Consider the following 20717-nt stretch of genomic DNA (forward strand, 5'->3'; position numbering starts at 1 on the left):
GTTCTGCTACGCGTGGCACACGCATAGGCGCGCACTGATAGTGGATTTCATGCGCGCCTACGGCGTGCGGTTAGACGAGGACACGATACGCGACTATGGGATACGGATTCTCGCTGACCTTGCTGCGGGGCTCCCTGCAGGATCTATTCTCTGGATGGAAATGGATACGCCTGCCGCATGGACAGTAGAAACGTACATGATGGCTACACTTATCGACCAGATGAACGCTCTCATGTACGGGCTCAGTGACCCGAAGTCGCGCGGAAGCAGACCGGAACCACTCCCCCGCCCTGGCACCTCTCCTCGAAGCGAGGCTCGACAGGCAGTAACGAGTGAAGGGCGCACAGTATTAACTATGAGCGTGGAAGACTTCACGACTGCTCACACGTATTTGACTGGACAGGAGGATACCGATGGCTAAAAAGGGAACGAGAATCGCTACAGCCTACCTGCAGATAGTTCCTACCATGAGTGGCGTTGGCGCGGCTATCCGTAAAGCTTTCGCTGGTAAATCTACCGCGCCAGCAAAAGAAGCAGGCGGACAGGCAGGCGCACACTTCGCTGGGGGTCTTCGTGCATCGGGTGCTATCATCGGCGCTGCAGCCGCTGTCACGCAGCGCGCTATGAGCGTCATCTCGGGAAGTATCGGCAGCGCTATCTCACGCGCTGACATGATGAACAACTTCCCGAAAATTATGGCGAACATGGGCTACTCGTCTGAACAGGCAGCCGCTGCGATTAAGAAAATCAGTAGCAGCCTGGACGGCTTGCCTACCTCGTCGAGTGCGATAGCGGGCATGGTTCAGCAGTTAGCGCCATTAACCTCGAATCTGGACGAAGCTACAAACATTAGCCTCGCACTGAATAACGCTCTGCTTGCTGGCGGTAAATCCACCGTCGAACAGTCGAACGCGCTCATGCAGTACACGCAGATGCTGGCTGTCGGTAAAGTCGATATGCAGGCATGGCGAAGCGTCCAGTCTGCTATGCCGATGCAGCTCAACCAGATGGCCGTAGCCTTACTCGGCGCAGGAAAGAACAGTAACGACCTGTATCAGGCCATGAAGAAGGGAAAAGTCTCCTTCGAAGACTTTAATAATACCCTCGTCAAGCTCAACGCTGAAGGAATCGACGGCTTCGCAAACTTCGAAACTCAGGCACGGAGCGCTACACAGGGTATCGGCACGGCCATGGAAAACGTGCAAAACCGCGTAGCGAAAGCCGTCCAGAAAGTCATCGAAGCCATCGGCGTAGAGAACATCTCCGTTGCTATTAACAGCTTCTCTGCCCAGTTCGGCGGATGGGGCGATGCTGTAGCCGGAGCAGTCCAGAAAGTCAAAGAGTATCTCATCGGCCTGTGGACTGAACTCGATAAAAACGGGTCACTGACCACGTTCACGCAAGCATGGGACCAGGTCGTTGCGGCACTCGCCAAAGCTGCGCAGCAGGTCATCGACTGGGCTAAACTCATACCTCCAGAAACCGCAGCAAACGCGATTAAAAAAGTCGCCGAAGCTCTCCAATGGATCATGGACAACGGGCAGACCATAGGGCCTATAGTCCAGTCCATGGCAGCAGGCTTCATCGCCGTAAAAATAGCACTGACAGCGTATGAAGTGGCCGTGCGTTTAGCGAGCGTCGCTCAGGCAGCGTTTAACGCTATCATGGCGATAAATCCCGTCACGGCGATTATCGTAGCCATTATTGCCCTCGTAGCCGGCCTGACGTGGTTCTTCACGCAGACGGAGCTGGGCCGCACTATCTGGCAGAACTTTATGAACTTCTTGTCGGACACGTGGACGGCTATCCAGAACGGGTTTAATGCGTTCATTCAGGCTGCTTCTGCTGGATGGAATGTCGTTATGAGCGTTTTTGCTCAGGTGGGAGCGTTTATCGCTTCTATCGTGAACGCGATTATAGCGACTTTTACACCAGTAGTGAGTGCGTTTGCTGATATGGTGAGTGCTTTCGTATCGCTTATAACGGGCATGATGTCTGGTATCGCAAACTTCCTTCTCAGTATCATTTCGGCTATTCAGTCGTTCTTTTCTCCTGTGACGAACTTTGTTATGGGGGTGCTGGGAGTGATAGCAGCGTTTGTCGTGGGCTGGGCTACGGCATTGTGGAACGTGCTGACGACGATTTTCACGACCGCATGGAATAACATCGTTATCGTTTTTACGACGATATGGAATGTTCTCGTGGCTACATTCCAGGCTGTGGGCGCCGTGTTCACGGCTGTGTTTACGGGATTGTGGAATATTCTCGTGACGGTCTTTACGACCATGTGGCAGAACATTCAGATAGTGTTCCATACGGTACTGGATGCGTTGACGAGTGTGTTCACGTTCTTTGCGAATGTATTCCGCGGTAAATGGCAGCAGGCGTGGCAAGCACTCACGCAAGTGTTCACGACCATGTGGAACGGACTCACGAGTATCCTGCGCAATAGCGTCAATGGCATCGGTAACGTCCTCGGTAACGTGAAAAACATTATCATGAGTGTCTTCTCTGGCGCTGGAAACTGGCTCGTGAGTATCGGTAAGAACATTATCGATGGCCTGACCAACGGCATCAAAAACGCGTTTAACGGCGTGAAGAATGTGATTAATACACTGGCCAGCTGGATACCAGACACAATTAAGGGGCTCCTGGGTATTCACTCGCCGTCTCGCGTTATGCGCGATGAGATAGGCCGCTGGATTCCTGCAGGCCTCGCGCAGGGCATCAAAAACGCCGCTCCTCTCGTCGATGACGCCATGAGTGCTCTGACAGATCGTGTCAGTGGCGCGAAGTTCCAGACGAGCTTCGACTATACGGATAACCTCAACCCTATCGGCGCTCTCAGTGGCCGTTATGACGTGAGTATGACGGATAGTCGCCTGTCTCAACAGGCTCAGCTGGCGCGTCTTATCGGACTGCTGGAGGAGCATCTGCCGAAGATTGAGGATGGCCAGGAGACGAATATGTCAAAGCGCGATTTCAAGCGCTTAGCCACCACACTATAGAAAGGAATTTAGCTTATGCTTAATAGGCTAGCGTACTTTTCTGCGAGCACGCAGCGAGAATATAATCTCGATGGCGTGCTCGCTTCGGCGGGTACTGCCTCGAGTCTGCGCGGTAGCCAATTCGCGTATACGCTTGGCACGCGTGATATTACAGGAGTGAGCCGCATCGCCTATGAGGCATCATTCTCACTGACAACGACGGATTTTGCGTATCTTGATGATGTGCTTAGCGTGTTCGCTCGTGATGTGGAAGCAGGCACGCCGGGTCGCCTCCGCATTGATGACTGGTATCAGTCCGCGTATATCGTGGACAGTGAGGCGGATAAGATTACGCCTACACTCGTGAGCGTGAAGCTGAAAGCTGTCCTCCTCGCTGGCGTTTGGCATCGCGATACGGCTGTGAACTTCACGACAAGCTATATACCCGTCGATACGCGAGGAGATCTCGACTACCCGTATAACTTCTCCCACGACTACGCTAAGACTTTCGATTATGCGACAGACATCACCGTGGACACGCTCTCAGGAGCAGACATTAGCCTAACTATTTACGGTCAGACAGTCAACCCGAGTATTACTATCGGCGATAACGTGTACGCGGTGAACGTCACTGTCCCCTCAAATGGCGTCCTCAAAGTGGACGGGTTGACGCACACGGTCACACTCTATGATGCGGACGGCATGGCCACAAACGTGTTCGCAAAAGCCAAACGCGAAACAGGTAGCAACATCTTCCACCGGTTAGGCTCAGGAGTCTCTACCGTCGCATGGAATCGCGGATTTAACTTCGACATCACCGTACACGAGACAAGCGGAGGACCATTATGGGCGTACCAGTCATAACCCTCTACCAGGGGTCGAACCGCGAAGCCTTCGCACAGACAGACAGCTTCACACTCGACTACGCGTACGGGGATGAGGAGAATGACTTCGAACTCTCCTTCACGAGTTCGAGCGTGGAGCCGACTCGCGTGACAGCGTTTAAATTGAACGATGCATCGGACGTCGCCGGCTTCGTCGATACTATAGACTCCACGTATAAAGACGGAAACTATACTATCGTTCTCGCAGGCACAAGCATTCAAGGCGTACTCGATAAACGCATTATCGAACCACCAGCAGGGCAAGCATACTACACGATAAACGGAAACCTCACCAGCGGGCTAAACACGCTCCTCTCACGAACCCAGCTCAGCAGTCTCGTACGCATAAAAAACGTTCCAGCACGCTCCATCAGCTTCCAATTCGACCGATACACGAGCGTCTGGAACGGACTACGCAAACTCGCCAAAAGCCTCACCATGCGCGTCCAACTCGACCTCGCTGACGACAACCACATCGAACTGAGCTTCACACCACTGTAAACCACAACAATCAGCAGCGAAAACATCCACTACGAGGCGAAGAAAACCACGAGGTTCACCACACACATCATCGCACTCGGAGAGGGAGAGCTTACCGCACGAGCCGTCGGGCATGCTTACTGGACGGGTACACAGATCGTCACAAGCAAGCCGAGCGGATGGCAGGAAGGCTATACGCAAACCTACGAGATGAACACCATCGGCGCAGACAAAATCACAGACACCGCCGTGGAACAACTCCAAAAAATCATCAGCGAACTGCAATCCATCGAGATTAAACAGCCCGACGGTGACTATCCGCTCGACTGCACATTCACGCTGACAGATCTGCCCACGGGAATGACCGTCAGTGCGCGCATCAGCAAACTTATTATCAAGATCAGCAAAGGCGTTAAAACGCTAGAAGTGGAAGTGAAATAACATGCCAATCACACGCAACCTGTGCATGTATAAATGCGACAGGGATGGAAAAACAGAAGTGCTCGACGAGACATCCTCGCAGGCAGGACGGTGGCGTACATATAGTTTTACGCGCGCTAACCAAACCACGAGCGACGTACTACTCTGCCCTGACTGCGCAGACAAGTACGTGCAGACACTCGCAGCCGCTGACACTATCTTCGATACGTTCATGGGAAACATACGCATCGAAGCAGGCAAACACGCGGAAGATATACGCCCTACACATATTCCAGAAACGGAGGAATAACTAGATGAGTACACACCTCGTTACCGCACGCCAGAACGTCGCCCACGTCACCAGCGACGACGAAGCACACTTGAACGCGCAGATCATGGGAGACGGCCAGTATCTACTCACAGAAAACTGGACGCCATCTCTCCTCTCAGCGAGCACGGTCAGTCTACCTGTGGGAGACTGGATGTGGAACGGACACTATATGCGTATCACCGCGCAGGAACAGATGAGCATAGGAAACGGTGTCCAGTCTGGCTCCACGCGCGACGACCTCATCTGCTTCCACTATGCGCGAGATACGCGAACCGGAGTCGAGAACGCGAACATCGTCATCATCCGAGGGCAGATTAACCGTGGCGTAGGCGTACCACCTATCACAACGTCGCTGCTGAATTCTCCGACGGAATCATACATGGTGTTCGCTGTGATTCACTGGAGTGGACTCACGCCGAGCGTGAAGAGCACGGCGGAAGTGCTGCCTAGTTTACGTAATCTTAATTCTCGGCTCGATGCTGCAGCACAAACCACGAGCACTCGACTACCGTATATGGATCGTAACGTAACCTTTTACAAAATCGGCAAGATAGTAACCGTCTCACAGCAGGTACTGACTACCTCGACGGGCTCGAACGCGCACTTTACTGCTAGCTCGGAACGCGTGCCTGACGGGTATCGTCCGGCCTCGCAGGGAGTGCTCCTCATGAGTGATAACACGGGCGTTTCAGCGAGCATGATGGTCAACTCGCTGGGGCAGATAGAAGTAAACGGCACTATCAACGGGTCGCGCTACCTGCAGGTCTTCGGCTCGTGGATTACCGCTTAAGCTGGCATCGCGTCGTTCGTGACCCATGCGCCCTGCGCACTCGAATACCCACTTTTCGGGTCGCCCAGCATTGTAATATCGCCCGCCGTGCCGAGCAGGCATGCGAAGCCAACATTCAGGAAGTGAATAGGCGTATTACCGCTAATCGGCCGATAGCCGGCGGGTATGGTCTCGCTTGCTCGACTATAGTTCTGCATGCCTGAGCCTGTGAACTTGACGTTACCATTCGCAAAGACCATACTACCGACGCGAGAAAGCTGGATGCTGCCACTCGCGTACGGAGGCCTCCACGAGACGGACTTCCACGTAGAGAGCCGAGAATTAAGATTATGTATTTTTGCGCGAGGGAGGAGGCGCGCTTATTTTGTATCCACAGATTGAATTCCCAGAGGGTACTGACCCCATGGTTATTGCTCTCACGTTTATAGTAATTAGCCTCATCATCGCCGGGTCGGCGGTGATTAAGCTCTGGCTGGAGCGTGCTGACCGACGCAGTGAGGAGCGGACGGAGAAGATAGACCTGACGAACCGTGAGGCACTTGACCATGTGCTCGAGAATACGCCGACGATGAGTGAGGTGAAGGCGAAGCTCGACAGAGACTATCATGCGATATCTGAGCATGCGGAGCGGATAGATACGCTGCAGGAGACGGTCGATGACATGTATCTGAGTCAGCTTCGTGCTCGTCTCTTTGCTCATCCTCGTAGTCGTGTTGAGCATGAGGAGCTTCTCGAGGTCGCCCAGAAGTATATCGAGCTCGGCGGGAATGGTCTCGGTCACGTGCGTGCCGAGTGGCTCGAAGAGCGTTATAAGTTGCGCCTGACGAAGAATAATTGGGATTACACGCGTCCGCTCGACGATAAAGAGGAGAAGGATGAAAATTAAGCACGTTTTTGGCGCGCTTACTGTGATTGCTGGTGCGGGACTCGTATCCGCGCTGCTATTACTGGCAGTGTTGCTCTTTATAAAATATGTGGCTCTTGCTGCGCTTATTGTTTTTTACCTCGCCGCCGGCGGGGCTTTTTAATAGAAAGGAGCATAGATGGCTCTTCAAGGTATAGATATCAGTAATTGGCAGAATGGTATTAACCTCGCGGTCGTGCCCGCCGATTTCGTCATGGTCAAGGTCACGCAGGGGGCGTCGTATATTTCTCCTGATGCTGCGCGTCAGGTGGAGCAGGCGCGCTCACTCGGCCGCCCATTCGGCGTCTACATGTATGTGGGCGGGGGTAATGCGGAACGCGAGGCAGACTTCTTCATTGACAACATCCAGAATTGGATTGGTCATGGCGTGCTCGCTGTGGACTGGGAACGAGGCGATAATGATGCGTGGGGTAATACTGATTACCTGCGTCGCGTCATCGCACAGGTCATCAAACGCACGGGCATTCCTCCGCTTCTGTATGCGGGGGCGTCTGGCTTCCCGTGGGATGTGGCGCGCGAGTATAATTGCGCGACGTGGGTTGCTCAGTACGCAGACACGAAACACACGACCGGCTATCAGGATACTCCGTGGAACGAGGGGGCTTACGCGTGTGCGAAGCGCCAGTACGCGTCAACGGGGCGGCTGCCGGGCTATGGTGGTAACCTCGACCTGAATAAGTTCTACGGTGGCGTGGACGCGTGGCAGAAGATAGCGAATCCGCAGAATACGCAGCCAGCGCCAGTGCCTGCTCCTGTGGCTCCTGTGCTTGAGGGTGATGTGGTAGATTTGGTCATCGCCGTGCGTCGTGGCGAGTACGGGAATAATCCGGAGCGCGCTCAGAAGCTCGGAGCACGAGCGGAGGAAGTGCAGGGTCTTATTAATCACATCGCTACCGCGAGCGTAGACGAGCTTGTGGCTGAGACGTGGGCTGGCAAGTATGGTAATGGCGACCGTCGAACGAACGTTCTGGGCGAGCGTGCAGAAGAAGTACGTAACGCTATCAACGGCGCTGCACAGCACACTATACATACCGTCTCTCGCGGCGAAACGCTCAGCAGCATCGCCGCGAAATACGGCACGAACTGGCAGCATCTCGCGCAGATTAACGGTCTGAATAATCCAAATCTCATCTACGCTGGCCAGCGTATAACCATCAAGTAAGGAGAAGAAAATGGCAGAACATGCTAAAAATGAAACCACAGACTACACTCCGGTTTTCAATGAGCAGATCCGCACGGTCATCTACGTGCTCGGCCTCGTAGCCTCCGTCGTCGGCCTTGGCTGCCTGACGTTTGGCGCTCCGGACGTGGGCGGTTTTATCTCGACGGCTGCGGGCATGCTGACTGCAGGCTTCGGCGTAGCGTATAACCCAGTCCGCCTCTCGAACAAGTAAGCGGATGTAAATAGCGGGCAGTTATTAGTTTTTGTCTAATAACTGCCCGCACTTTTTTATTTAATCCCGTAGCACGATTCGCATGTTAAGAAGGCTCTGAACATGCTCTCACGCTAATGTTTTCAACGATAAGAGCACGCGTAGTTTATTTAATCGCGTGCGCTGCATCGTTTACTTATCGCCGCTTTTCCTCGGTCGTCCGCCGTGACCTGGCCGCGAGGCCTGCCACGCGTCTATCGTTTCAGGAAGCCAGCCGCGTGACCGGCCGACGATGGCGTCAGGCTAGGGCAGGTTGAGCGTGCTTAATGCTCCCTGTGTGATGCCGAACTGACGCGCTATGTCAGCCAGACTCATGTAGTGTATGGTACTCACTTCTTGCTCCTTTGTCCGAGGAGGATGAAGGCTACTGTGGCCACGCCGATACCCTACAGCAGCAAAGGCAAAAGCGCCACCTGCTCAGCCGGCCGTAACTGACTAATCACCCGAGCCTGACGCCCCTTATCCACAGCCCTTAACACCTGAGCCTGAGACTCCACCGGCAACGACGCCAACACATCCACCAGAGGGTCACGCTCACCGGAATCCACTCCACCAGACGCCGGCGCCACAGCAGCCGCCACACTCACACCACCCGTCGCACGCTCATTCAAAGCCCGAGCCGTCCGCGCTCGCTGCTGCGTACTCACATTCTGATAAACCGCCACCGTCTTCACATCCGAATGCCCCGCCACCTCCATGAGTTCCGCTATGCTCGCTCCAGCCTCACCGTAATGCGTGAGGGCAGTATGGCGCAAATCATGAAAGTGCATGTCTTTGAGCTCAGGGAAGTGGGCTGTGGCTGATTCGAAGCTTCGGCGCAGCTGCTGCGGTGCGATGAAGTGCCGCGGTGTAGCTCCATGCAGTATCAGCTCATCCGCTTTCCCAGACTTCATTTGTGTACGCATATGCTCTTCGAAGTAGTCGCGCGTCCACTCTGGGATAGGTACTTTACGTATAGAGGAGCTTGTTTTCGTCTTACCGACTTCGAGCTTGCGCTTCTCCCCTTTTCGGTTAATGCTTTTGAGGCTTTTATCCACGTTCACGCGCATACGCTCGAGGTCTACGTCTGCACGCGTCAGAGCACAGATTTCGCCTTCTCTCAGTCCACACGCGCCGGCCAGTATAGCTCCTATGCGCAAGTGTGGCGCCATGAGACTATAGATGTCTTTAATCTGCGGGACGGAGATGGCGAGTGCTTCATGTCTCGTGCGCGGCTTCGAGATTTTCAGCGTACACGGGTTACGCGTAATAAGCGTCGCTCCTGCTTCGTTCAGTTCCTTGTGCATCGCGTAATTGAAGATAGCGTGCAGGAGCTTGTATGCGTGCGAGCGCGCGACGGTGTTTCGTCCGGTTTGTTCGTCGCAGTCGAAGTTCTCGTACCAGCGTTGCACGTCTGCGGTGGTGATGGATCGTACGCTGCGTGAGCCGAAGGTTGGTATGAGGTAGTTGCGGAGGCGTCCTTCTTTGTGAGACTGCGTTGTTTCTTCCAATTTTTCGCCGTTTGGTTTGCGCGCGTTCTCCATGTAGTCTGCTGCAAGCTCAGTAAAGGTGAGAGCGCCTGCGTCAATGGTGTCGCGCCCTATTTTCGTTGGCGGCTGCCATACGCCGAGTTCTATTTCCTTCTTGGCTTGGGCGAGCCATACCTCGAGTTCTTCTCGATATTCAGCAGGCAGCGTCTTGGTGAATTGACGTGGCAGGCTAGGATTTTCGCGCAGTGCTTCTATAGGCGTCTGATAGCGTGCTTCGAGAGCGGCTCCATAGGATCGTTTTACTGGCTTTATTTGCCCGAAATTTCGTCGTACAACCATTGCTATTCCTTTCGTCGCGGCATGAACGGCGTCGCAACGGCGTTGGTTAACGACGTTACGCGTGACCAACGCCGTCCATAACGCCGTTCATAACGCCGTTGGCCCCATTATACCGTATTATTTCGCGTTGAGCACTCTCCGTCGAGTACTGCCTGAAACCCTAGTGTTTTCAACGTTTTCGGCATGAAAAAAGGCTTTCAAGCCGTAGCCTGAAAGCCTTGTAAGTGGAGCCGCCGGGAATTGAACCCGGGTCCGATGACCGTACCTCTAGCCTTCTACGTGCGTAGTTTGCTGGCCGGATGGCAGTTTTTCTTCCTCAAACATCGTCGCAAACCACGGTTTGCAGGAATAGTCGCAGTAAAAGTCCCTCAAGCTCCCTGAAACTCAAAGCCTAAGGCAAGTCTTTTAAACGACGCTCAGCATCTCCCCAAAGACATGAGAGAGTGAACGGAGTGCGAAACTCTGCTGGTTTATCCTAGCGCGAAGCTTAGGCAGCGAGTGCAAACTCAGTGCGATTAGATTTAGCACTTATTTTTTACGGGTGGCACGTTTACGAGTGGACCCCCGCGTTCTCGGCACGCTTCTCTACAGCGAACAAATCACCGTCGAAACCGATCGACCCCTTATGCATTTATAAAACGCTCACATACATCGTCATCCGAGTATGCTCTGTCTAGTATACACGAAAAATCCGGGCGTGCCGTGTCTATCCTAAAATTCTCTGAAAGGGAAAGTACCGCTATCACGCTTAAATGGTATTTTCCAGCTGCTTCATTAAAAAACGCATCACTACCACGTTGCTTCCATCCTCGTGGTATACTTATATATGAGCCGCCGTTCATACCAGTTCGGGTAAGTTCCGCGGCTCTTACCCGTAACTTTGCTTTACTTCACTTTTTTATCTGGACGCGACGAGAACTGAGAATCACATGTCCTCAACCCATCTATATGGAGAGATAGATTTTCTTTAATAGGTCTACCCAAAGAATCCAAAACGAAGTCTATCCCCTCACGCCGCGCTAGCTTCGCAGCAGGAACAAAATCACTATCCCCCGCTATAAGAACTATACTGTTCACCTGCTTTTTAAAGGAAAGGGAAGCTATATCTAAGCCGATACGCATGTCCACTCCTTTTTGCTGCATCGACAGAGTAAAGTCCGTTTCTTGTACATCAGAAACAGCAAGCTTCCCATCAAGCACTTTCCTCAGTGATCTATCCTTGAGCTGAAAGTGTATGGAACTTTCATTAATTTCTCCAAAACGTAATGCCACCTTACGCTTATGCGCAAGCACATCATAGAATTCTTCCGCCCACTGCTTTGTGTCTGTACGACTAAAATCTACTTGCTTGTGCGTCCCCGGATGATAGACTATCTTATCGATAGGCGGGCAATCATAATAAAATATTCTATACAAATCATTTCGTACATCCTTTCCATCTATCTTTTCTTTAAGATGCCGAAAACAGTAATTATACAGCCTATCTGCTGTCTCTCGAGGAGTTTCTACACCATAGACGCTTGCTACCCTTTTTCTGTAGTAGCCGCCATCTACGAGAATAGCCATACTCATAACATCCACACCTTTGTTAGATACGCAAAACTCCCGATTCCGGCACTTCTCTTATGGTGAGAGGTCTACTTTCGAGAGTTTATTACACAATTATTATAAATAATATACTGGAAGATACGCAAACTAGGCGCGTCCCATACGACACACCCCCTACCTCGCCGCGCTATCCAGCCAGATAGTCACCGGCCCGTCGTTCACCAGAGCCACATCCATATGCGCTCCGAAGACGCCGGAGACTACCCGCAGCCCATACTCGTCTCGAAGCACTCGCCCGAACATTTCCCATACCTCTCGAGCATGTCCCGGCTCCCCCGCCTCCACAAAACTCGGTCGGTTTCCGCGGCGGATATTCGCATAGAGGGTGAATTGAGATACAGACAGAACGCTCCCGCCCACATCCAGAACGCTCCGGTTCATCCGCCCCGCCTTACCAGCGCCATCCGTGTCCCCAGAATCCGCGAAAATACGCATCTGCGCGACCTTCTTCGCCATCCAGCGCACGTCCGCCTCGTCATCCGCGTCCTGCACGCCCACGAACAGCACGAGCCCCGCGCCTATCGACCGCTCAGTCTCCGGTCGCGCGTTAAACCCCACGCTCTCCGGCAGCGCGCCCTCCGCCTCCACGCGCACAGACGCGGACGACACCTTCTGAAGTAATACTCGCATACGCCCAGTCTAGCGCACATCCCGCATAGCCGCCTCGCATCGCGCGCACACATCGCCCGCCCCACGTCAGCACCCGCACGTGTCATCACCCGCCCGCATTCCGCGGTAGAATATCTCTATGAATCGAAAAGAGCTGTGGTTCTTCATAGAACCGGACGCAGACCAGGACGTCTCCTCGTATGATAAGGTCATGCTCGTGGTCATCGCCGCGAGCCTCATTCCGCTGATGCTGTCGGGCGAGGCGCCGGACTGGATGCACTGGCTGGATGGACTGGCCACATTTATCTTCGTCGTGGATTACGTGCTGCACTGGCTGTGCGCGGACTTTTCGCATGCCGAGTGCTCGCATAGAAACCGCTTCCTCTGTTTCCTACTCTACCCGCTACGGCCCATCGCCATCATCGACCTGCTGTCCATTCTGCCTGGATTCTTCCCACTGAACCACGGTTTGCGCATTTTCCGCCTCGTTCGTCTGCTACGCATCGTGCGCGGGCTCATGATTTTTCGTAATATCCGCCGCCGTCGTTCGGTCGATCTTATCGTCACGGCGCTGAAAAAGCAGCGCGAGCCGTTTGCCATCATTTTCTGCATCGCCGTGGGATACATTTTCGTCTCCGCGCTCGTCGTCTTTAACGTCGAGCCGCAGACGTTTAAATCGTTCTTCGACGCGCTGTACTGGGCCACGGTATCGCTGACTACCGTGGGCTACGGGGACATCTACCCGGTGACGGTCGTGGGGCGCCTCTTTACCATGCTGTCGTCCATCCTCGGCATCGCGGTCATCGCGCTTCCGTCCTCGATTCTCACGGCCGACCTCATGATTATTCTGAACGAGTCCGACGATGACGAGTCGAATGACGTGTCCGCGCCGGCTACGCAGAGCGCGCAGATGGCGCTACAGCATATAAACGTTCCGAAAGAGGATGCTTCCTGATGTCAATTCATCCTCTTCTTCACACACTTCGCTCTCAAAAGCGTGAGCACACCTCCGGTGGGCTCTATGAATCCCTGCTCTATCAGATGACCTATCATTCGAACAGAATAGAAGGAAGCCTGCTCGATGCAGATACCGTACGAGGCATCCTCACTCGAGGTGTCGTCCAGGCATCAGAACCTGTCCGCGTGAGTGATGTGCTCGAGACCTGTGGTCACGCTCGAGCTGTGACGTACTGCATCGATACCGCCGAGGAGTCCCTCACTGACGAATACATCCTCCACCTCCATTCCCTGCTCAAAATGGGACAGGAGGATTCTGGTGTCTACAAAACCCGCCGAAACGTCATCGGCATGACTATGACGAGCGACCCGAAGGACGTGCCTGCACATATGCACACGCTTCTCACTGAGTATACCGCCCTAAGCTCCCCTACTTTCGAAGATATCGTGGACTTCCACTACCGCTTCGAAAGTATCCACCCTTTCCAGGATGGCAATGGCCGCGTGGGCCGACTCATCGCTTTTAAAGAATGCCTTCGCGCTGGCATCGTTCCCTTTTTCATCGCCGATACAAAAAAGCATTTCTACTATCGTGGCCTGCACGAGTATCCCACCCAGCCAGGTTTTCTGCGTGAAACCTGTGCGGACGGGCAGGATACTGTGCGTGCACTGATGAAGTACTTCGAGGTACCGGAGAACTAAATCCTCTCCTGAATAGAGCGCAGTGCCTCCACCGCATTCAAGATCGCACTAAAACCGCTCAGATTCAGATTCGTGGCGACGAGCTGGCCGATGCCCACACCGAGCAGACCAGAGGCGATCCCGAGGAGTCCTGCTTCTGCGTTAAAGATGCGCGAGATGTCCTTCTTACCTACGGCACGACCTGCAAAAAACTTTCGTAGTCTCGTGGAGACTCGACGAGGGGTCGACCATACCGCACTACGAGCGCTTCTCACTCCTGTACTCGGACGGGCTCACGCCAGTCCACAGAGCGAAGGAGCGGCGGAACGAGTTCAGCTCGCGGTATCCCAGCAGATAGGCCACATCCCGCACGGGCATATCCGTATTCGCCATGTAGTGCACAGCCAGCATTTCTCGCGTGCTGTTCAGCTGCTTCTGGAAAGTCGTCCCCTCGTCAGAAAGCTGCCTCTGCAGAGTTCTCTTCGTCAGTCCGAGAGCGCTCGCCACATCGTCTATCGTGGCCGCGTGCCCCGGCAGGAGTTCAGTGAGCGCCGCACGCACGCGAGCGCTCGCCGAATCATCCACTGTCATCTCCTCGAGGCGGCGTGCGAGCTCTGGCTCGAAGTACTGCCACATACTGTCATTCACACTCTGGAAAGGAAGGGCGAGGTCGTCCGCTCGGAAGGTGATAGACGGGAGCTCCCACTCACTGACCGTAGGCGTCACACCGAAATAGCGCTCCACTACCTCGAAGTCTGCTGCATCGAAATCACCCTGAAGAACGAGCTCCACCGGACAGATGTGCTCTCCCGTAGCTTTACGCAGAAGCCCCACGAGAAAGGCATACTCACAGATGGTGAAAAATGCACTCTGCGCTTCCCCATGCGCCATCCAGTAATCCACACGCACAGTCTGGCTCGGCTCATGCAGATCCCCACTGCCCACCATCATTTCGAGGGGGCCGAGAAGAGGCTTATACAGGGCGAGACGGTCGAGACATTCAAGCCCATTCGCACTGCAGTATGCGGCGAACAGTGGTGCAGAGAAGGCTTCTATCCCCTCGGACGTGGCCATATCGATAGCTCCTTGGACAGAGCCGACCTGCCGCCCCACTTCGTTCATGAACTCCATATACGCCGTGCTAAAGAAGAAGACATCCTTTTTCGCGAATGTATCTTTCGGCAGCCCTACGCGGCGCAAGGCCTCTCGCACATTCACTCCATGCTTTTTCAGAACCTGCGTGTACTGTCCATCGATGCGAAAGCTATCCATGGCTTCCCTCCTAGAGCATACTTCTTAGTGCGCACTCCCACTTACCTGCTGATTATAGACGAAATCCAGCATGGCTTTCTTCGGGAAGAGAGACGCGAGTGCCATCATAGGCCTCTGCCATCCAGGAAGCCCTGCCGTCACATTCAGATCCCCACGCAGCATCGCTTCATATCCTGCCAGCGCCACTTCATCGGGGCTTACCGCATGGGCAAAAAGCGCTGTATCTGCGAGACCTCCCGCATTCACGAAGCCCGTCTGCATAGCTCCCGGCATAAGTGCTGTCACGGTGACGCCCGTGTCCTGCAGTTCTCGCCACAGCGCATTCGACCAGCTGGTCAGATACGCCTTCGTGGCATAGTACACGGCCTGCAGCGGCCCTGGCATCGTAGCTGCCGTGGACGAGACATTCAGCACTTTCCCACGTCCTCGCTCGATGAAGTCCGGCAGGAAGAGCTTAGCTAGACGAGTCGGCGCTTCGATGTTCACGGCTATCATGCTCATGTCCTGCTCCATGCTGCGTTCGCACGCAAAGTCACCCTGGCCGCCGAAGCCCGCGTTATTCATGAGATAGTCCACGCTCCACCCGTTCGCCTTCACGGTCGTATAGACTTTCTCCACCTCGTCGGCACGCGAGAGGTCCGCGGCGATGGTGTGAACGGTGACGCCGCACTGCTGCCTGAGTTCTGCTGCCTGTGCGTCGAGCTTCTCCTGGCTGCGGCCCACGAGGATGAGGTTTCCGCCGCGCGATGCGTGAATGCGCGCGAGCACCGTGCCGAGTCCGCCGTACGATCCTGTAAGAAGAGCTGTCTGAGCCATGGTCTGTTCCTTTCTGAGTATGCCTTCAGACTACAGACCATGACGTGATCAATTCATGCCGACACGCTATCCATTCGTGCCAGAAGTGGCGTCAGTTCCCTCTCCTCGCCGAGTAGCGCGACCTGCAAAAAACTTTCGAGGTACTCTCTCGTCTCGGTCACATCCGCGAAGACATCAGAAAAATTGGCACGAACTAAAGCGTTTCGAAAGTACCATGCATGCTGAGCAAACGCATCATTCGTCGCGCGAAAACCGAGCGAGCGCGCATAGAGGATAAGGAAAACCGCGGTCGTACGCGTATTCCCCTCCGCGAACGGATGTATCTGCCAGATGTTCGCAGTAAAACGCGCCAGATGAGACACGACCTTTTCCGGCGTAAGACCGGCATAGGAAAACGACTTCTCTTCGCGCATGTCATATTCGAGTATGTCAGCCAGCTCAGTAGCGGCAGCATAACGTACAGACTGGCCTCCAAGCACCCATTCTTTTTTCGAGATGTTATACTCTCTCAGCGCACCAGCATCCACGCGGACTCCAGTAAAAAGCTCACGATGGATATTCAGAAACATCTCAGTAGAAAGGCTGAAGTCATCGTCCGAAAGACGCTCAGCGATATGCAGAGCCACCCAGTCTGCCTCATACGTATTATCTCCACTCGTGTGAGAGTACTCGTCGAGACGTATACGGACATCCCCAAAGCTCAGCTCCCCCGAGCTCTGCTTCTCCGCAAGCTCGCGCAGATACACGGAGACCTGCAGGCCATCGACGTCCTGCAGGCCTATACCCGTCTTCCATGCGTATGTCAGCACGGCTTAACCTCTACACTCGGCTCAGCACCGCCACCGTCTCCACGTGATGCGTCATCGGATAGATATCATGCGCGTGAATGAAGCTCAGCTCATAGCCGAGCTCGCGGAACACGGCGATGTCACGCGCCAGCGACGCAGGGTCACAGGACACGTATACCACACTTGCCGTGCGCGAAGCGGCGATGCGCTCCACCACCTTGCGACCAGCGCCTGCGCGAGGAGGATCGAGGACGACAGCATCTGGACGCGCGAAGTCAGCGAGTCCTTCTGTCTTTTTCAGACCGCGCAGCGTGAGCAGGACGTCACCTGCTACTTCGGTCACATTCTGGACGTTATTACGCTTCGCATTACGCATGGCGGATTCCACGGCCGGCTCCGCACCTTCTATGGCGAGCACGCGCCCGTTCGGCACGATGCGCGAGGCTACCGGCATGGTAAAGAGGCCCGATCCAGAGTACAGATCCCACACGATGCCATTGTCCGACACGTTCGCGCGTTCACTCAGCTGCGTGAGGACGTCGGCTGCGAGGACCTGTGGCGCCATGCGGTGCATTTGCCAGAATCCGGAGGCGAGCACACTGTACTCGCATGCCTTGCCGTCCGGCAGCTCTACGCGTTCGCGCACATACTCGTGCCCGTCCACGAGTTCGTGATTCACGAGAAGCGACCAGTTTCCGGACGTCAGCACGTCCGCCTGCCCGTCTCGCGGTTCCGGCGCAGTGATGCGGATGTGCGCGTTCGGCTCGAATGTGCGCTCGAACAGGTGCACGTGTTCGGCTACAGCGAGTGCCTGCTTCGACGCGAGCGGCATATCCGTGACCTGCACCCGCTCGTGCGACTCGCGCCGGCGCATGGACACACGTCCGTCCTCGTCCGCGATAAACTCGACGCGCGTACGCCAGTTAAGTCCGCCCGTTTCCTCGTCTTCCGGTACGCGCAGAACGGGTACATCTGGAGAGTCAATTTTCCCGATTCTTTTCAGCTGGTCTTCGATGCTCGCCTTCTTCCAGGCGAGCTGCCCCTCGAGGCTCACGTGCGTGAGGTCAGCTCCACCGACTCCACCTCCCCAGGCCAGAGGCCCAGCCAGCGGCCAGCTCGGATCCACGCGATACTCACTGGCGTCATAGACCTTCGTCACTTCCGCAGTCCAGAAACGGTCTTTGCGGTTATGTGGCTCGTCGATGCGCACGCGCACTTTCTCCCCTGGAAGGGCGAAGCGCACGAAGACCACGCGCCCGTCGATGTGAGTCACGCAGCGTCCCTGGTCAGCGAAACGCTCGATGGTCACATCCGCTTCGAGGCGCCCGTCTGGAGCCTGGTCGAGTTCAGTCATACTAGTTCGTTAATCCTTATCGGTCTCAGCCAGCTTTTTGCGCGCTGGAGCTATGATCATCCACGATGCTGCAAGCAGCACAGCGAACAGGGGCACACCTGTGATAATGCGGGCTATGCCCAGTGCATCCACGTTATGCGTCATATAGAGGGGTATCTCCACGGCGAGCCGGAGAGTAAAACCACCTATGAACACCCACGTAGCCTTCGTATAGGCGCTACGCAAGCGGTCCATAAGCGGTTCAGGGAAGAATTGGTCTAAAATCCAGCCTATCCCCGGCTTTCGCACCAGAACAGACAGGAGCAGAAGCACCGCCATACCCGCGTTAATGAAGATGCCCGGCGAGTAGAAGTCTCGCGCGGAGTTCTGCAGAGCGGCGAACGCCACTGACACGAGGGTAACGAGCATGCCGGAAAACGCGCCCATGAGCGTCTGACGCTGGATAAGCCGCGCCACGATAATGACCGCGAGCAGCACACCCACAAGTCCCAGGGCGAGCAGAAGCTGCTTCGAGACCATATACGCCACGATGAACACGAGGAACGGCGCCACAGCCTCTACGAGACCGCGCACGCCGCCAAGAGCCGCCCAGAGGTCCAGCTTCTCGCCATCCTCGCCTGCGCCCGCGAGCGCGCGAAGACCGGACGCATTCTGCTGCGACGCGCTGTTCGTCGCGTCCTGAGTAGAGCCCTGCTCAGAACTCTGCGAGTGCCTCGCCATTTAGCGCATCTCCGAGAACAGCGGGCCACGGCGCAGCGTGTGCTGCACCTGGCTCTGCTGCCCATAACCGTTAGGATCGTCTGGAAGCTCGAGCTCGCTGTGGTCATCTGCGTTCTGTGCGTCGTCACCAGCTGCTGCAGCTGCCTTCGCAGCCTCCATCTCCTTCACCTGAGATGGGGTGAGCGGGCGGCTCAGGTAGACGAGGTCACGCGGAGCCAGAGGCTCAGAGCCACGGTCCACGACGACCTTCGAGAAGAAGTCATCCAGAGCTTTCTTCTCCTCAGAATCTGTATCCGTGGCAGCAGGACCCGTGAAGATGGCGCGGACCATCCAGCGAGGACCATCCACGCCCACGATGCGAGACATCACTTCCTTATCCTGTACCTGGACTGGGAGCATAATCTCTTTACCGAAGACGCCATCGACTTCCTGAGCCTTCACGCGACCATCCACGAACTCGGAGCGAATCTCATCCCAGATACCCGTGGTCTTCGGCGCTGCGAAGACTTCCATCTCGAGGGATGAATGCTCATACGTAATAGTGGTGCTGATAATGTGCCCTTCAGGGTTCGTGGCCTTCAGGCGCAGCTCGATGCCGAAGAGGAACGGCAGGTAGAGGGCACCCATGTTCAGGTACTCGTCATAGTCTGGAGCGTTCTCGTCGTTAATGTCCCATGGGCCGAGGAGAGGCTGCTGGCCTGCTTCGCCTGCCTCGCCTGCATCGCTCGATGGAGCGTCGTTCTCTTCTGCCGTGGCATCCGTGGTCTCGCGGACGTCATCGTCTACAGTCTTTTTCTTCTTACCAAAGCCGAAGAATCCCATAATTTTCCTTTCATCAGGCTTACTGATATTTAAGAATACCCTATGGGGCTTAAAAGTGGAGATGCGTGGCGAAACAAGCACAGCGAGAAAATTAGCCTTAAACCGCGTACGTAATGGTCATAGCCGCGTGGTCAGACCAGCGCGCATCGTAGGACGGCGCGCGGTCGATGACGAAACCACGAGCCGCGTCCGCCAGCTCAGGCGTGGCGAACTGATAGTCGATGCGCCAGCCGGTGTTATTCTCGAACGCACGACCGCGCTGCGACCACCACGTATACGGCCCCTGAATCTCGCCAGCGAGGTCACGCATCACATCCACATACTCGAGCTCGCCGAGCCACTTGTCGATGTAGACACGCTCTTCAGGCAGGAAGCCCGCAGACTTCTCGTTCGCCTTCGCGTTCTTAATGTCCAGCGGCGTGTGCGCGATGTTAAAGTCCCCGCACAGAACAGTCTGATTCCCGCCGGACGCCGCAGCATCCTGCAGCTCACGCATACGCTCGGTCATCGTGTCGAGGAAGCGGAACTTCTGCTCCATCTTATCGGCGTGCTCCACGTTCCCCGCATGGACGTACACGCTTACCACGGTAATGGTATATCCCTCCGGCGTCACCACGTCGGACTCTATCCAGCGGCCAGAATCCACGTCTTCCGTCAGACCCGGCAGCCCGTAGCGCTGCTCGGTGACAGGCAGTGCGCTGAGCAGGCCCACGCCGGCGCGACCCTTAATGCGGCAGACCTCGTTCTGCTTCGTTACGTTCTTTCCATACAGAGATTCAATTTCACCGAAAATGGGGTCTATCTCACTCTGCGGCGCGCGCACTTCCTGCATGGCCCACAGATCTGGCGTACGCTCTTCTACCCACGCGTACATGTTCTTACGCTTAGCCGCGCGGATGCCATTTAAATTCGACGTGGTGATAGTGATGGTCATGGTGTGTCCCTCTCGTGGCCTCTCGACCGTGAACGGTCTGATACTCGGCCCTGTATACGAATGTAGCCTCTCATCTACTGTATAGACGAGAGGCTACA

Annotated in this window: 24 protein-coding genes, 1 other RNA gene and 1 pseudogene; 13 read left to right on the forward strand and 13 right to left on the reverse strand. The window is 55.2% G+C overall.

Going from position 1 to position 20717, the window contains the following annotated elements; genetic code table 11:
• Positions 1 to 49: 49 nt before the first annotated feature.
• From ALMA_RS07230 to ALMA_RS07275, 11 genes are all read left to right on the forward strand, one after another.
• Positions 50 to 421, forward strand: a complete 372-nt coding sequence (locus ALMA_RS07230; RefSeq protein ID WP_094727077.1) for a hypothetical protein — start codon at positions 50 to 52, stop codon at positions 419 to 421.
• Positions 414 to 3008, forward strand: a complete 2595-nt coding sequence (locus ALMA_RS07235) for a phage tail protein (RefSeq protein WP_094727079.1) — start codon at positions 414 to 416, stop codon at positions 3006 to 3008. Before ALMA_RS07230 ends, ALMA_RS07235 begins: the two co-directional genes overlap by 8 nt.
• A 15-nt stretch (positions 3009 to 3023) precedes the next feature.
• Positions 3024 to 3851, forward strand: a complete 828-nt coding sequence (locus ALMA_RS07240; protein ID WP_094727081.1) for a hypothetical protein — start codon at positions 3024 to 3026, stop codon at positions 3849 to 3851.
• Complete coding sequence (locus tag ALMA_RS07245) at positions 3833 to 4372, forward strand: hypothetical protein (RefSeq protein WP_094727083.1); 540 nt, start codon at positions 3833 to 3835, stop codon at positions 4370 to 4372. Before ALMA_RS07240 ends, ALMA_RS07245 begins: the two co-directional genes overlap by 19 nt.
• A 189-nt stretch (positions 4373 to 4561) precedes the next feature.
• Positions 4562 to 4792: a hypothetical protein gene (locus tag ALMA_RS07250; protein WP_094727085.1), complete on the forward strand. Its 231-nt coding sequence runs from the start codon at positions 4562 to 4564 to the stop codon at positions 4790 to 4792.
• A gap of 1 nt (position 4793) precedes the next feature.
• Complete coding sequence (locus tag ALMA_RS07255) at positions 4794 to 5081, forward strand: hypothetical protein (protein ID WP_148140290.1); 288 nt, start codon at positions 4794 to 4796, stop codon at positions 5079 to 5081.
• Between the two features lie 4 nt (positions 5082 to 5085).
• Positions 5086 to 5892: a hypothetical protein gene (locus tag ALMA_RS07260; protein WP_094727089.1), complete on the forward strand. Its 807-nt coding sequence runs from the start codon at positions 5086 to 5088 to the stop codon at positions 5890 to 5892.
• Between the two features lie 403 nt (positions 5893 to 6295).
• Positions 6296 to 6778, forward strand: a complete 483-nt coding sequence (locus ALMA_RS07265; protein WP_148140291.1) for a hypothetical protein — start codon at positions 6296 to 6298, stop codon at positions 6776 to 6778.
• Positions 6768 to 6920 (forward strand): hypothetical protein, encoded by a 153-nt coding sequence (locus ALMA_RS08160; protein WP_158520683.1) that lies wholly within the window; start codon positions 6768 to 6770, stop codon positions 6918 to 6920. The genes ALMA_RS07265 and ALMA_RS08160 overlap by 11 nt, the downstream gene beginning before the upstream one ends.
• 15 nt (positions 6921 to 6935) lie before the next feature.
• The gene (locus tag ALMA_RS07270; RefSeq protein WP_094727093.1) at positions 6936 to 7979 is read left to right on the forward strand and encodes a GH25 family lysozyme; all 1044 of its coding nucleotides are present in this window, start codon (positions 6936 to 6938) and stop codon (positions 7977 to 7979) included.
• Positions 7980 to 7989: 10 nt separating this feature from the next.
• Entirely contained in the window at positions 7990 to 8211 is a 222-nt protein-coding gene (locus ALMA_RS07275) for a hypothetical protein (RefSeq protein WP_094727095.1), read from the forward strand.
• 171 nt (positions 8212 to 8382) lie between these two features.
• On the opposite strand, the pseudogene ALMA_RS07280 reads toward ALMA_RS07275, so the two are convergent.
• The 5 genes and pseudogenes from ALMA_RS07280 to dtd form a co-directional block, all read right to left on the reverse strand.
• A pseudogene (locus ALMA_RS07280) lies at positions 8383 to 8565 on the reverse strand (hypothetical protein).
• Between the two features lie 71 nt (positions 8566 to 8636).
• Entirely contained in the window at positions 8637 to 10058 is a 1422-nt protein-coding gene (locus tag ALMA_RS07285; RefSeq protein ID WP_094727097.1) for a tyrosine-type recombinase/integrase, read from the reverse strand.
• A 222-nt stretch (positions 10059 to 10280) separates the two neighbouring features.
• Positions 10281 to 10681, reverse strand: a transfer-messenger RNA (tmRNA) gene (ssrA, locus tag ALMA_RS07290).
• Between the two features lie 262 nt (positions 10682 to 10943).
• A complete protein-coding gene (locus ALMA_RS07295; protein WP_094727099.1) occupies positions 10944 to 11630 on the reverse strand; it encodes an NYN domain-containing protein in 687 nt (228 codons plus the stop codon).
• Positions 11631 to 11780: 150 nt separating this feature from the next.
• On the reverse strand, positions 11781 to 12296 hold the full coding sequence (gene dtd, locus ALMA_RS07300) for a D-aminoacyl-tRNA deacylase (protein ID WP_094727101.1): 516 nt from the start codon (positions 12294 to 12296) through the stop codon (positions 11781 to 11783).
• Between the two features lie 118 nt (positions 12297 to 12414).
• Here dtd and ALMA_RS07305 point away from each other — a divergent pair, with 118 nt between their 5' ends.
• On the forward strand, positions 12415 to 13230 hold the full coding sequence (locus ALMA_RS07305; protein WP_094727103.1) for a potassium channel family protein: 816 nt from the start codon (positions 12415 to 12417) through the stop codon (positions 13228 to 13230).
• Positions 13230 to 13934, forward strand: a complete 705-nt coding sequence (locus tag ALMA_RS07310) for a Fic family protein (protein WP_094727104.1) — start codon at positions 13230 to 13232, stop codon at positions 13932 to 13934. Before ALMA_RS07305 ends, ALMA_RS07310 begins: the two co-directional genes overlap by 1 nt.
• Here ALMA_RS07310 and ALMA_RS07315 read toward each other — a convergent pair.
• The 8 genes from ALMA_RS07315 to ALMA_RS07350 all read right to left on the reverse strand — a co-directional run bounded on the left by ALMA_RS07315 (position 13931) and on the right by ALMA_RS07350 (position 20619).
• Positions 13931 to 14188: a hypothetical protein gene (locus tag ALMA_RS07315; protein ID WP_094727106.1), complete on the reverse strand. Its 258-nt coding sequence runs from the start codon at positions 14186 to 14188 to the stop codon at positions 13931 to 13933. The two genes, ALMA_RS07310 and ALMA_RS07315, sit on opposite strands and share 4 nt — an antisense overlap.
• On the reverse strand, positions 14172 to 15185 hold the full coding sequence (locus ALMA_RS07320; RefSeq protein WP_094727108.1) for an AraC family transcriptional regulator: 1014 nt from the start codon (positions 15183 to 15185) through the stop codon (positions 14172 to 14174). The genes ALMA_RS07315 and ALMA_RS07320 overlap by 17 nt, the downstream gene beginning before the upstream one ends.
• A 24-nt stretch (positions 15186 to 15209) precedes the next feature.
• Complete coding sequence (locus ALMA_RS07325) at positions 15210 to 16001, reverse strand: SDR family NAD(P)-dependent oxidoreductase (RefSeq protein ID WP_094727110.1); 792 nt, start codon at positions 15999 to 16001, stop codon at positions 15210 to 15212.
• A 53-nt stretch (positions 16002 to 16054) separates the two neighbouring features.
• The gene (locus tag ALMA_RS07330; RefSeq protein ID WP_094727112.1) at positions 16055 to 16810 is read right to left on the reverse strand and encodes a Fic family protein; all 756 of its coding nucleotides are present in this window, start codon (positions 16808 to 16810) and stop codon (positions 16055 to 16057) included.
• A 10-nt stretch (positions 16811 to 16820) separates the two neighbouring features.
• Positions 16821 to 18143 carry a class I SAM-dependent RNA methyltransferase gene (locus ALMA_RS07335; protein ID WP_094727114.1) on the reverse strand — a complete coding sequence of 441 codons (1323 nt, stop codon included), beginning with the start codon at positions 18141 to 18143 and terminating at the stop codon, positions 16821 to 16823.
• A gap of 9 nt (positions 18144 to 18152) precedes the next feature.
• Positions 18153 to 18863: a DUF3159 domain-containing protein gene (locus ALMA_RS07340; protein ID WP_094727116.1), complete on the reverse strand. Its 711-nt coding sequence runs from the start codon at positions 18861 to 18863 to the stop codon at positions 18153 to 18155.
• Positions 18864 to 19685 carry a DUF3710 domain-containing protein gene (locus ALMA_RS07345; protein WP_094727118.1) on the reverse strand — a complete coding sequence of 274 codons (822 nt, stop codon included), beginning with the start codon at positions 19683 to 19685 and terminating at the stop codon, positions 18864 to 18866.
• Between the two features lie 97 nt (positions 19686 to 19782).
• Entirely contained in the window at positions 19783 to 20619 is an 837-nt protein-coding gene (locus ALMA_RS07350; protein WP_094727120.1) for an exodeoxyribonuclease III, read from the reverse strand.
• Positions 20620 to 20717 lie beyond the last annotated feature (98 nt).

It is taken from the genome of Alloscardovia macacae, from assembly GCF_002259705.1.
Classification (GTDB): Bacteria; Actinomycetota; Actinomycetes; order Actinomycetales; family Bifidobacteriaceae; genus Alloscardovia; species Alloscardovia macacae.